Origin of the sequence: Salinibacillus kushneri, from assembly GCF_900111405.1 — a bacterium.
GTDB lineage: Bacteria > Bacillota > Bacilli > Bacillales > Alkalibacillaceae > Salinibacillus > Salinibacillus kushneri.
This window is the reverse complement of the sequence record NZ_FOHJ01000004.1, coordinates 97,643-110,248: the sequence shown is the minus strand read 5'-3', so window position 1 is coordinate 110,248 and position 12,606 is coordinate 97,643. Positions and strand designations below refer to the sequence as shown.

9 protein-coding genes and 1 pseudogene are annotated in these 12,606 nt (G+C 36.9%); 2 read left to right on the top strand and 8 right to left on the bottom strand.

Annotated elements, in window-relative coordinates:
- Positions 1-7: 7 nt before the first annotated feature.
- From BMX63_RS18460 to BMX63_RS07125, 5 genes and pseudogenes are all read right to left on the bottom strand, one after another.
- Positions 8-139, bottom strand: a pseudogene (locus BMX63_RS18460) (hypothetical protein); the annotation flags it as partial.
- Positions 136-834, bottom strand: a complete 699-nt coding sequence (locus BMX63_RS07140; RefSeq protein ID WP_093133412.1) for an LrgB family protein — start codon at positions 832-834, stop codon at positions 136-138. The gene BMX63_RS07140 and the pseudogene BMX63_RS18460, both read right to left, overlap by 4 nt.
- On the bottom strand, positions 831-1,196 hold the full coding sequence (locus BMX63_RS07135) for a CidA/LrgA family protein (RefSeq protein WP_245732761.1): 366 nt from the start codon (positions 1,194-1,196) through the stop codon (positions 831-833). Before BMX63_RS07135 ends, BMX63_RS07140 begins: the two co-directional genes overlap by 4 nt.
- A 216-nt stretch (positions 1,197-1,412) precedes the next feature.
- Complete coding sequence (locus BMX63_RS07130; protein WP_177167230.1) at positions 1,413-2,966, bottom strand: NAD(P)H-hydrate dehydratase; 1,554 nt, start codon at positions 2,964-2,966, stop codon at positions 1,413-1,415.
- Positions 2,967-3,172: 206 nt separating this feature from the next.
- The gene (locus BMX63_RS07125; protein WP_245732760.1) at positions 3,173-3,622 is read right to left on the bottom strand and encodes a DUF5392 family protein; all 450 of its coding nucleotides are present in this window, start codon (positions 3,620-3,622) and stop codon (positions 3,173-3,175) included.
- A gap of 310 nt (positions 3,623-3,932) precedes the next feature.
- Here BMX63_RS07125 and glmS point away from each other — a divergent pair, with 310 nt between their 5' ends.
- Both glmS and BMX63_RS07115 read left to right on the top strand, forming a co-directional pair.
- Positions 3,933-5,768, top strand: a complete 1,836-nt coding sequence (gene glmS / locus BMX63_RS07120) for a glutamine--fructose-6-phosphate transaminase (isomerizing) (protein ID WP_093133404.1) — start codon at positions 3,933-3,935, stop codon at positions 5,766-5,768.
- An 88-nt stretch (positions 5,769-5,856) separates the two neighbouring features.
- Positions 5,857-6,162 carry a hypothetical protein gene (locus tag BMX63_RS07115; protein WP_093133403.1) on the top strand — a complete coding sequence of 102 codons (306 nt, stop codon included), beginning with the start codon at positions 5,857-5,859 and terminating at the stop codon, positions 6,160-6,162.
- A gap of 121 nt (positions 6,163-6,283) precedes the next feature.
- Here BMX63_RS07115 and BMX63_RS07110 read toward each other — a convergent pair whose 3' ends face one another.
- From BMX63_RS07110 to BMX63_RS07100, 3 genes are read right to left on the bottom strand one after another with little or no spacing between them, the layout of a single operon-like run.
- A complete protein-coding gene (locus BMX63_RS07110) occupies positions 6,284-9,478 on the bottom strand; it encodes a UvrD-helicase domain-containing protein (protein ID WP_177167229.1) in 3,195 nt (1,064 codons plus the stop codon).
- Entirely contained in the window at positions 9,471-11,831 is a 2,361-nt protein-coding gene (locus BMX63_RS07105; RefSeq protein ID WP_143060124.1) for a PD-(D/E)XK nuclease family protein, read from the bottom strand. Before BMX63_RS07105 ends, BMX63_RS07110 begins: the two co-directional genes overlap by 8 nt.
- The gene (locus tag BMX63_RS07100; RefSeq protein WP_093133396.1) at positions 11,753-12,466 is read right to left on the bottom strand and encodes a hypothetical protein; all 714 of its coding nucleotides are present in this window, start codon (positions 12,464-12,466) and stop codon (positions 11,753-11,755) included. The genes BMX63_RS07105 and BMX63_RS07100 overlap by 79 nt, the downstream gene beginning before the upstream one ends.
- Positions 12,467-12,606 lie beyond the last annotated feature (140 nt).

The following is a 12,606-nucleotide window of genomic DNA, read 5'->3' as shown; positions in this document are numbered from 1 at the left end:
TATAGTGATTTTGTATAAGTCGTAAAAAACCATACGCTTCAGTACCAATTTGACTCATGAGCTGTTCAAACAATTCATCTCGTTTTACATCCAATTCGATAATTTCACCTGCTAATTTCACTAATGTCTGCTCTTTCATATATTCATCACCAAGGTTAATAAAGGAAGACTAACCGATAAAAATAATGCAGAAGTTGTCATTGCAACATTCCCCATCACGCCTTCTTCTTCTCCCCAATCCAAAGAACGGTTCGCACCAATCATTTGGGCTGATGTCCCCATAGCTAATCCTTTTGCTGCTTTACTATTTATACCTAAATGCTTTAATAGAATGGGGCCAATCATTAACGAGATAAGGGCTGACATAATGACAAAAATGACGGTTGCAGAGGAAGCGCCCCCTAAATATTGGGAAATCGTTAATGCGATTGGTAATGTAATGGATCTGGGAATTAGTGATGCTACTACTTCTTCCTGCAAGTGGAAGATAACCCCTGCCATTACAGACACAGCAACAACACCCATCATCGTTCCGCAAACCACCCCTAAAATGATTTTTTTAAGATTCTTTTTCAAAAAACCCCATTGCTTATATAGAGGGATGGCTAGTGATACAACAGCAACCTGTAATAATAAATGAAAAACTGAGCTCCCTTGTTGATAGGTTTCTCCGTCTAGATGAATGGTGAATAATAAACTAACAAGCAATAAAGATGAAGTAAATAGTGGATTCAGCCATCCTTTTCGATATTTCCGATAAAGTCTAATACCAAAGTGATAACATAAACTTGTAATGGAAACCGTAAATAGAATTGCTCCGAATAAGGTTATCATTTTGAACATCTCCTTTTTCTTCTTTCATATAACTCAACAGCTATAGCTGATCCCAGCAGACAGCAGATACTGCTAACAAGCATGATAAGAAAAAGATGCCACTGTAAAACACTTATAAAATTTGAGGAGAAAAACAGATTAACGATAGGAGGGATAAAAAGTATGGTCAGATGTTTTAACTGAAAAGATGTAAAATCTTCAACCCAATCGAGCTTTATAAAACCCGCTAATAAAAATAGGAATAATAAAATCATTCCCATTACACTTCCTGGTAATGGTATTTGAAAAATTTGTGTAATTCCAGAACCAATCATTAAAAATCCCACAACAATTGAACCCTGAACAATCCAATTGTTTTTCAAATTAATGACTCCTCTCTTAAATGATATATATAAGATTATCTTAATAACAATCATTTGTCACCACTAATGTAAGTTTTCCTAACATAAAATGATACTTTTGTTATACGTATTGTGAGAAAACCCTTCGATTCATCCGATAGATATAGGAATAAATACGGTGAAAGAGGGCGTAAAAAAAGATCTGTCTTTTTTCTAGACAGATCTTCCTTTTTCTTACTAATCTCCAGAAATACGATTTATTTCTTCTTTTATGCCGGTAATAAGTTCCCATGGGGTAACCCCATGACGTGACCATTTCTCAGCTTGCGTTTCCCCTGCTTTAGCATGCAGATATGTTGCAGCAATTAAAGCATTTTGCGGCTTAGATTCTTGAGCTAATAACGAGGCAACTAACCCTGTTAACACATCACCACTTCCACCTTTACTAAGCGCATCATGACCATAAGGATTAATCCATATCTCATTTTCCGGCGTAGAAATTATGGACCGATGACCTTTTAAGAGTAAGTATAGATTATATTTTGGGGCAAAGGTTGCTGCTATATCCAGTCGGCTTTCTTCTACTTCCTGGACGTTTGTATTTAGTAACCTTGCCATTTCCCCGGGGTGTGGTGTTAAAACCACATTCCCCTTAAGGTTACCCATATTATCCAAATGATGTCTAAGTAAAAATAATGCGTCTGCATCCACAACAAGCTGCTGATTATCCAGTTTTCGAATAAAAGAAGCCATCCATTGTTCTCCATTTGGAATTCGTCCCATACCAGGACCTATAGCAATCGTATCAAATGTCTCAAGTTGATTACTCAATCTATCTATAGCACTTTGATTAATATAACCATGGTCATCAGGCAGTGGCATCAAAAGCGACTCTGGGTTCTGACTGGCTACGATTGGATAAATACTTTCTGGAATGGCTAAAGTAACTAAACCAGCTCCACTATGTAAAGCCGCTTTTGCTGTAAAGATCGGAGCTCCTATAAAAGAACTTGAACCCCCGATCACCAGGACATGTCCAAAAGTACCTTTATGGCCATTTGCAGGTCGAGCAGGAATAGAGTCCTTTACTAACTCCTTTGTTATCACAGAAGGTAAATCCAATTCCAGCTTTTCTGCATTAGATATTGGTACAGAAATATCTACAGCTTTCCAGTCACCAATGTATTCAGGACCCTGATTAAGAAAGAAACCTTTTTTAGGACAAACAAAGGTTATGGTTTTCTTGGCTTTAATGGCCTCACCTTCTACTTTTCCAGTATCACCACTAACCCCCGATGGTATATCGACAGCAACAATCATTTTATCGTCAGCACACTCATTGACAGAAGATATGACTTCGTTTAACGGTTTTCGAACAGGACCATGTAAACCAGTTCCCAGAATAGCATCGACAATCACATCTGCTTGTTTTATTTTATATGTTAAGGTATCTATTGAAGTTTCTGAGAAATAAAGAAGCGGCAATTTTCGATTTACATAGACATCAAAATGTATTTTGGCATCTCCTTTTATGCGGTCCGGATTTACCATTAAACATAGAAGAACATCATATCCCAGATCAAATAATCGGCGAGCCACAACAAATCCGTCTCCGCCATTATTTCCACTTCCAGCAAGCACTAGAATCTTTGACTGCTTGGGAGACTCATGTTTAATTTCATCAACTACTTTAGCCCCGGCATTCTCCATCAGTACAGAACCAGGTAAGCCCAGATTGTTAATCGTATAATGGTCCATTTGCTGCATTTCTTTTTGACCTGCTATGTACATATACCTTCCTCCCATCCTGTCGTTCGTTCCGTATAAAAATGAAATAAAACTTTTCATTTGTAACATACAATGATAGTAAAAGGCTACTTTCTAAAAAAGTTGTTTTTACATTTTTGTTTCGTTAATGAAGTGTATAGATAGCAACAAGCTATACAAAAATAGGGCTAGTAAAAAGAACTTGAGAGTTTTATCTCCCAAGTTCTTCATTAATTGCCAAACATTCTCTGCTTCCGCTTATTTTCCTCATTTAAAAAGTTTATAAAGGCTTGGAAGCCATATTTCGGCTGTTCTTTGATTGAATTGATGTAGGTGGTCTTACTGTAATCATTCATGTGTTCACTCTTTTTAATACGCTTAATCATTTGTTCCATACTAATGGTCTCAATCTGTTTCTTCACATGTTTAGACTCTTTAAATAGAGCTAAACCAATTGCGGCCATTAAGGCATAAATAGCTAGTGTAGGCATCATATCAAGATACCATCCACCGGTAAATAGATAGAAAAATAAATTAAAAATCGCAAACGTTATAAGTGGAACGGCAAATATAATATATTTTGAATGTTTTTTAATATAAGGTTCAATCGTTTCTGTAATAGCCTCCAATTCCCTTTTGACAAAGTTTGGCATATGTTTAAACATCATTGGATTATTCATATCCATCATTCTCCTTTTAAAGCATTGTATTTTAAAAAAGACCTACCATTCTTTGATAAATGGTAAGGTCTTGCTAACAACGATAACTGTTGAAAGCAAAGCCGGGAGTTTTCCCTGTGTCAAGATATGAGTAGATTTTAAAAGATACTCCGCTTATATATCAATTTATCTTTATTATAAATGAATTTGTGATAATAGTCACACAAAACGCACAACAACATGTTATCCTCATCAAAAGAGTAAAATATATCCTTTTTCTTTCATTTTTACTATAATAATACATGAGATATGCAAAATGGAGTGATAAATCATGAGTGGAATTGTTGGTTATTTAGGTACGCGTTCAGCTCAGGAAGTTTTAATTCATTGCTTAATGAATCTGGAATACAGGGGGTATGACTCTGCAGGTCTTGCCGTCTCAGATGGTCATCATGTTGAAGTGAGAAAAGAAAAGGGTAGAATACAAGATTTAGAAGCGTCGCTACAACTTGATTCAATCTTACATGGGAATCTTGGAATTGGTCATACCCGGTGGGCATCACACGGAAACCCTTCTGCTAAAAACTCTCACCCATTGACAGATCAAGACCAACAATTTTTTGTTGTACATAATGGTATTATCGAAAACTACCATGCCCTAAAAAGGGACCTTATAACAGATGGGTACTCATTTGTAACCGATACTGATTCAGAAGTGATTCCACATTTACTTCGAAAGTATGATACAGGCGATTTTATCCAGACTGTACGTAACGTGCTACCTATGCTGAAAGGCTCCTTTGCGCTTGCTATTATGTCTGCCTCAAATCCTGATATGATTATTGGTATTTCACAGGAAAATCCCTTAATCGTTGGTTTTGGTCAAAATGAGGCTTTTTTATCATCTGATGTATCAGCCTTACTTACCTATACAAAAGAAACGTATCCCATTAAAAATAATGAAATCGCCATTATTACGGGGGAAGACATAGCCATTGAAACCATTAATGGGGAACCAATTATACCTGAGAAAGCTTATATTGAATGGAATAAAGAAGAAATTCTTCTAAACGAATATGACCATTTTATGTTAAAGGAAATATTAGAGCAGCCTGCTTCTTTAAAAAATACATTAGAAAACCGAATCAAAAATGATAAGGTCTATCTACCTGAAGTTGAAACATTTTTAGACACACACTCCTTTGAAAGGTTTAATAAAATTGACATTATTGGTAATGGTACCTCCTATCATTCTGGAATGGTTGGAAAAAGCATTATGGATAAATTACTGTCTATTCCTGTTGAAGTATCATTATCCTCTGAATTTACTTACGAGCATGGAAAATTGGACGAAAGCAAATTAGTGATTGTGTTAAGTCAATCAGGGGAAACTGCAGATACACTAACTGCCTTAAAAGAGGCTAAATCTAATGGGGCGAAAACCATCGCGATTACCAATAACAAGCGGAGTAATATTGCACGTCAGGCCGATTGCCTAATTTCAATGAATGCAGGCCCTGAATTGGCAGTAGCAGCAACAAAAGCCTATACTTCGCAAATTACAGTATTAAGTTTGCTATCCATTCACTTATGTGTACAAACAGAAAGTCCGAGCGAGATGTTTTTAAAGGAATTAATAGAAGCTTTGAAGGAATTACCCGATATTGTCGATCAGACATTGGTAATGACTGAGGACGCTATCGATTCCTTTGCTCAGGTGACAGAGGATCAGCCAAACTTGTTTTTGATTGGCCGCGGATTGGATTATGTTCTGGCCTTAGAAGGGGCATTAAAATTACAGGAAGTGGCTTACCTGCATGCCAACGCATATGCGGCTGGTGAGGTCAAACACGGAACCATGGCGTTAGTTACCCCTGGTGTTCCCATCATCGCTCTTGCTACCCAGCCCCATTTAAAAGGGAAAATGGTAAGTAACATAAGGGAATTAAAAACACGAGATGGATATGTATTTGGTATTACTACAGTAGGTGATGACGCACTTACAGAAGTGGTTGATGAAATTATGTATATTCCGGAGGCCCATTCCCTTCTTATGCCCATTGTGGCTGCAATACCATTGCAACTGCTCGCTTATTATTCGGGTACGGTGAGAGGCTATAACGTTGATCGGCCCCGAAATTTAGCTAAAAGTTTAACCGTAGAGTAGTAAGATATATTATAAAACCTTCTTTATTGGGACAGACTAAGTTATAAACGTTACTTATCATCCTTGTATTTGAGGAAGGTGAAAATAAATGAAAAACTGGCTAATGGGGTTAGGGCTGATAACCGGCATAGTCTTTTACCCAGACGTATCTTCAGCAATTGAAGCTGATAAAAAGAAAGGCATTACGCACGATTGGGAAAAAGTACATTCCCATTCTGAGGAACATTTAGTTGATACGTATAAAAAGAAGGTACAAACCCTTGTCAGCTATCATTATCATGATTATCACGTTTACCGTACCGTTACAGTCCATACTTACCGCTGTACTTTACATGGTGAATATAAAACAAAAACGCACATTTCAGACAAGCGAGTAGAAAAACAACCACACTAGTAAGTAAACAACAAGTGTGGTTGTTTTTCTATAAAAATATGTTAACAAAACGAATCCAAAGGATCTTTCCAAAACCTGCGGTGTCCCACTAACTACAGCTCCATTAATAGTAGTATTTTCTTTAATAGGAGTGTGAAAATAGCCCCCAAATTTGAGCATCCGTAGGTTCTTTCGTCAAATATTCCCAGGCTTTCTGGTAAAATACGATTTGTGCTTGATAAAATTCTTTAACCTTCTTTAAATCCTGTTCTTTTTTGATGCGGTCTGTTTTATAATCAACGATATTCCACCGGTTATTCACTTTATACACCAAATCGATAATCCCTTTTACATGATAGACATCTACATGCTCATTAGTAGCAATGAGGTGATAAAGTGGATTTCCTCTTTCAACCCGTAAACCAAATGGCACCTCGGTATAAAAAGTCTCAGCCTTCTGAAGATCATGCCATATATCAGACTGTTTAAAATGCTTTATATAATCGTACACTTTCTTTTCTCTTTCCGCTGACATATCATAGCTCGACAGTACGTTTGGAACTAATCGGTCAATGGGATTTCCTTTTACAATATGTTCTAAGGCAGTATGAATGATTGTTCCCCATTCTTTCCCGCCACCAGCTTCTCTATCTAAATCCAGCACTTCTTCATACTCTTTATTTGTTGTCGGAGTAAAAGATGCAAAAGATTGAATTTCACTTTGCTTCATCCATTCAAGTTGATTGTGATTTCTTTTCATATAATCTTCATAGGTTATGATTTTCTCATTGGGTACATGAAGCCCCTTTTTCTCTTCTAACAAGTTCATATCTTCAATCTCTGTTACCTCTAATAGTTTCTTCCAGGGATTCTTCTTATTATTCCTGGCACTCTTACTAATAACTAGAGCCCTTTCTGCCCGTGTTGCAGCAACATACAATATCCGGGCTTCTTCTTCAGTTAAATAACGGAGCTCTTCTTGTTTATACTCCTCCCATTGAAGAGGTATAGCCAACGACTTTTTATGAAATGTTCCAGTATTTTTAGAAAAGGCAAAATATCCTTTTGATGAAAAATCATCGCGTTTAATATGCTGCCTTATAGACGTTTCAGGATTAACATGTTTCCAGGGATGAGCCAGGCATACAATGGGTGCCTCAAGCCCTTTGGATTTATGAATGTTCATAATTCGAACAGCATCTGTTTCCTCCTCCATATTTATGACCGTGGTTTTCTCTTCAACCATTTTTTCAAGTAATGTACAAATGTTTCTGTAATTAGAGATTCCTTTGACATTATTTTGCCGTATCGCTTCAAGTATTTGTAACAGACTTTTTTGAGCCTGTCTACCGTGTTTGTTTATCACAAGCAATGGATAGAATCCAATATCCTCAATCACCTTATCGATAGCTGTTATCGGAGAAAGATTACGCACCCATTGATAATAGGTTTTTAACCTGGTAATGGCGATAGAGAATTTATCTTTCGCTTTAGATTTAAGCTGATTGGGTACCTTTGAATAAATGGAAAATCGTCCGCCAGCTTTTTTCCACTGATATAATTCGTCATCACTAATACCAAAGAAAATCCCTCTTAGAGCTGCTGTAAACATCACTGCATCTGTTGGGTCAATTAAAGCTTTTAACAAAATCATTAATTCCTTAAACTCCACCATGTCACCAATGATCATTTCCCCACTAACGCTTACTGGAAGTCCATTCTTTTCTAAAATCTGTGCATAACGGCCGATTCCTTCGTTATAACGGGTAAGAACCATGAAATCTTTTGCCTGAAAGCCCTGTTTCAGCAATTGTTGTATGGCCTGTGAGATGTTCTCTCCATCCTTTTGAATTACTTCATCCTTCTTGGAATAATCTTCTGGTACAGTTAGCGTTTTAATACCATAAAAGTCTGATTGTTTATCTTTGTGAAAAGCATTTAAAGGTCGATAAGCTGCTTGATAAGCCGTTTCTGCTTTTGGAAACTGCTGCTCAAACACTTGATTTAATTTTTCGGTGACGCTGTTTAAGGTTCGAAAATTCATGGTTAAGGACAAAACTTCTCCACCTTGTTCAATCATTAATTCCTTCACACGATTATAGGTGTCCATATCTGCTCGGCGAAAACGATAAATAGCCTGCTTCGGATCCCCTACAACAAACAAAGATCCAGGCAAAGGCTCGCATCTTGTCCATTCTGTTTCATTTGTATTCACGCTGGTAAGATAAAACATCATTTCAGCTTGTATGGGATCGGTATCCTGGAACTCGTCCACTAAGAGATAACGGTATTTTTGTTGAAAATATTTTCTAACTTCAGTATGTTCTTTTAATAAGGTGTTTGTTTTCCGTAATAAATCCTGAAAGTTAAGCAATGAACGTTCATTTTTTACTTTTTCATATACTTCCAAAGCATCATGTATAAAAGATATGACCATTGGATGGATATACTCCCTCCATTGCTTCATCAAAGGAGCAATTTCAGCCTCAAAAAGACGGGTTAATTGTGTATAATAAAATTCTGCATCCTCTCTATTTTCCCATCGATTATAGGTAGGCTTCAAATTTTTATCAAATTCTTCAAATACATCGATAATATCTTTGTCCTGATTAGTATGTATATGCCTTATTTTCCGTAATGCTGATGTGATGGAAGATTGTAGTTTATCATACCCTTTTTGAGGCTCCTTCTTCGGGAGTGCTCTTTTAGCGTCATTTAATAATCTTTTTAACGTTTTAAACGTATCCTGTAAATCTGGTTTAGCTATAGGGGTTGTCACCCATTCTACATCCGGATAATTCTTCATCATTTTTACATTTTCAAAAAGATTATCTACTCGTATACCCTTTTCTAGCAGGTTATCCAGTACTTCAGGGTTTTTATCTTGAATGGATTGTAAAAATTGATTCCAGGACTCTTCCAGTAATTCACGATCCTGATTATCCTCTAATTCAAGAAAATTTATATCCAGATTCGCTTCGATAGGGCGTTCGCGTAACAACTTTGCACAAAAAGCATGTACGGTTCCAAGAAAACATTGATCCATCCTTTGCAATGCCTCACCCAGCCGTTTCTGTTTTGTTAATTGTTGTTCCTTCTTCCATGCCTTTTCTATTTCGGATTGAAAACGTAATTTCAATTCATCCGCTGCCTTTTTCGTAAAGGTGATTGCAACTATTTCCTCGACTCTACAGGTGCCTGTGTAAATCAGGTTAACCATTCGACTAACAAGACTGGTTGTTTTTCCCGAGCCAGCACCAGCCTCAATGAGGAAATTGGTCGAAAGCTCCTGTTCTATTTTCGTTCGTGCATCCTGATCAATAATTTCCTTAGTCATAATTGCGCACCCCCTTAAACTTCCTGACACCTTCTTGGGCTGGATCCATCTGTTTTGCTTCGAGTGTGTCCGCATCATAGAAGCTTCTCCTGCAAACAGAATTGAGCTGACAGAAATGACAATCGTTTGGATTATCTGTCATGGAAAATTGACCACTTTTAATGACATCAATCAGTTTTTCTAAGATATCCAGACCGTTTTTTCGTAATGCTGCATCTTGTTTTCGACTAAATCTTCTCCCTTTCCCTTCTGATGTAGGGAAGAAATAGGAGCTTTCTTTCACAGCACCTTGTTCTAATTTTAAATGCTGTTCAATGGCTAAAGCGTAAATAAAATGCTGAAGCTGACGTCCACCTTTAAAGCTTTCATAGTCCTTATAGTTATAGGTACTCCCTGTTTTATAATCGATTATATGAAAGGACCCGTCCGTTGATTGATCGACCCTATCAATCTTTCCTGAAATGAGAATCTTCTCATTCGAAGGCAGTTTAATTTCTGCTGGTTCTGCTTCACCTACCCCAAATGAGTATTCAAAATACAGAGCATCATTTGTTTGTGAAAATTCTTCCTCCTCTTTAAGGAAGATGTCACAAGCTTGTATAATATCTTCTGTTTCTCGCTGGAAGACTCGTTCATTAGGAGGTGGCTGGACCACTTTTTGTTCGTCTATTAATTGATGGGCTAATGTATGTAATTCCTGTTGATGTAATAAGAATGATGGCTTTTGACGATTTTTATACAATCTCTGATAAAAGGTCTCAAAAATAGAATGCAATAATGTTCCTCTTGTGGGAGCATCCAGCCATGCAAAGGAATCATATGTATATTCTTCTACTGGTTTAACTTGTAAAATTTCTTCTAGAAAATAAGCGTAGGAGCAGCTTGCTAATTTCTCCAATTTACCGGCCGTCAATGTACGGTTAGGATTTCTTCGGGGATCATACTCAGACACGTCTATATTCACACGCCCATCATATTCTGTAAACTGTTCCATCCTTCGCGCTTTGTCTGCTTGACTTCCATACATTACATTCCTATATTCATGTTTTACCTGATCCTCCAGCCGATATCCTTCCTGTTGATTCAGAAACGAGAGCCAATAGTCCTTATCATCAAAGGTATCCTCTGGTATGGACGGGGAAGAAAGGTTTTTAAGCTCCTTAAAATCAGCTAGGGTATTTTCTGTTACTGCACGGTAACATTGCAAAAATAAATAAGATGGCTGGACCGGTCGATTTTCATGAACATTGAAGCTGCAATAACTAATAGAAACAGGACCGTCTGTCAAAGCCAGTAATTGCAACATCGTATATTGATTTTCCTCTCCTTTTTCCTTCATTCGTTTTAAATTAGAATTGAGGTTTTGTCGTTCTTCATCCAGTAACAGTGGATCTTCAGATGGCATACCCGGAAAGGACTGATTATCTGCTCCAACAATAAAAACATGGCTTCTATTATAATAAGTTCCCCTCTGATAGGAATCAATGTGTAAATGACCAGGTTTTGGAGCCGATTTATGAATTCTTATTGAGTTTAAGAGGTCGCTAACCTTTTCAAACATATCATACCTATTCAGTGCTTCGACGGCGTACGGAGTTAGTTTGTCCAAATGATTAAGAATGGTTTCCTTTGCCGATTGATCAATGGTAGAAATCGTAGTTGCATAGTTTTCTACGATAAAATAAATCGATTTCAGCATTTCTTTTTCATGAATGATGGAATCTATAGCTGGGAGCTTACGAAAAAGTTCAATGAACCAATCCTTTAACCACAATAAATCACGCCATTTCCCTTCCCAATCCTTTCTTCGTTGTAATTTAGAAGTTGAACTTATCTTATACTCATATTTTCTAACCAGCTGATTTAATTGTTGTTGATAACGAGCCGGATTCCAGCCTATGTCCGCTTCACGCAGAAGCGTTGAAATTCTTACTATGGAAGGGGCTTGGTCCGGTAAAACAAACAGTCCCTCCTGCAATAAGTGAAGAAATGCCCGGACACTATATTGTTCATTCATCCATTCAAGAATGCTGTGAACCAATCTTCCCGGGCGACTGAAAGATCGAGGCAAACCATCTCCGTATGTAACCGGAATCTGTTTCTGTTCTGATAATTGAAAGAGAGTAGTAAGATAAGGTTCTAGTTTTGTATAAAAGATAACGCAGCAATCAAAATGTACTTTACGCTCTTTTATTTGAGAAAGAATATGTTTGATTTCGATCTCTTCAGTTTTTGCCGAATATATTGATAAATTCGGCCTCGTATTAATACTTTCTAATTGATATAAATAGCTAAAGGAAGTCGGTTCGCACCAGTTGATACTTCGTAAATCATCATGGTCAGGGACACACACACCATACACCTCAGGTAAAGGAAGTTTGTAAATGTTGTCAGGGAGCAGTTTTTCCAGAAAGGTTTGTTCCAAATTAGATAGATGTAAATTCGATTGAAGAATGTATGGAGTCTTGAAGGTTTTGTCACGACTTGTATAGCTTGATGGTATAAAGATGCTTGATCCTTAAGTTGATGGGCGTCTATGATTTGTTCAAATCGAGCTAAAATCTGTTTTATATCCTGGGCCTTATCATTGGAAATAAAGGTATGCTGAGGCAAATTTTCACTTGTATATCCTGTTAATCGAAGTTCAGAAATCATTTGATAGATTTTTTTGCTGAAAGAAGGTGTAATTTCCATACCACTAAAATAAATCAACTGATTTTCTTCCTTCAATTGGGTTAAGAGATAATAAGTTAAATGATGCCCTAAAGTGGGTTCTAAAGGCGAAGATGCTCTGTCCCCGTATATTTCTGTTACTTCTAAAGCCAGGTCCTTGATAGTTTTTATTTTTAGGTTCATGAATGAAAAACCATATTGAACATAAGATTGATAGATTTCTTCTCCTGTCACATGTGAGTCCACAATGACCAATTTCTCTTCTAATGGGTGGTGATTACAAATGCGATAAAGTTCTTCAATGTAGGCATGCATCCTTGTTTCCTCCTTACAATATCTTCTTTTTATTATCCTATGATTTACCCTCTCTTACAATAGAAAAGACTGTTTTTTTAGAATATTTTGTAATAAAGGTGATGTAAGCAGAGAAAGAGCAGAGATGTTCACTGTCTTTT

Excerpts from the sequence above, each read along its gene's own strand:
- BMX63_RS07140 (WP_093133412.1), bottom strand. The coding sequence starts at position 834 with ATGATAACCTTATTCGGAGCAATTCTATTTACGGTTTCCATTACAAGT.
- BMX63_RS07130 (WP_177167230.1), bottom strand. The coding sequence starts at position 2,966 with ATGTACATAGCAGGTCAAAAAGAAATGCAGCAAATGGACCATTATACG.
- BMX63_RS07125 (WP_245732760.1), bottom strand. The coding sequence starts at position 3,622 with ATGAATAATCCAATGATGTTTAAACATATGCCAAACTTTGTCAAAAGG.
- glmS (WP_093133404.1), top strand. The coding sequence starts at position 3,933 with ATGAGTGGAATTGTTGGTTATTTAGGTACGCGTTCAGCTCAGGAAGTT.
- BMX63_RS07115 (WP_093133403.1), top strand. The coding sequence starts at position 5,857 with ATGAAAAACTGGCTAATGGGGTTAGGGCTGATAACCGGCATAGTCTTT.
- BMX63_RS07110 (WP_177167229.1), bottom strand. The coding sequence starts at position 9,478 with ATGACTAAGGAAATTATTGATCAGGATGCACGAACGAAAATAGAACAG.
- BMX63_RS07100 (WP_093133396.1), bottom strand. The coding sequence starts at position 12,466 with ATGCATGCCTACATTGAAGAACTTTATCGCATTTGTAATCACCACCCA.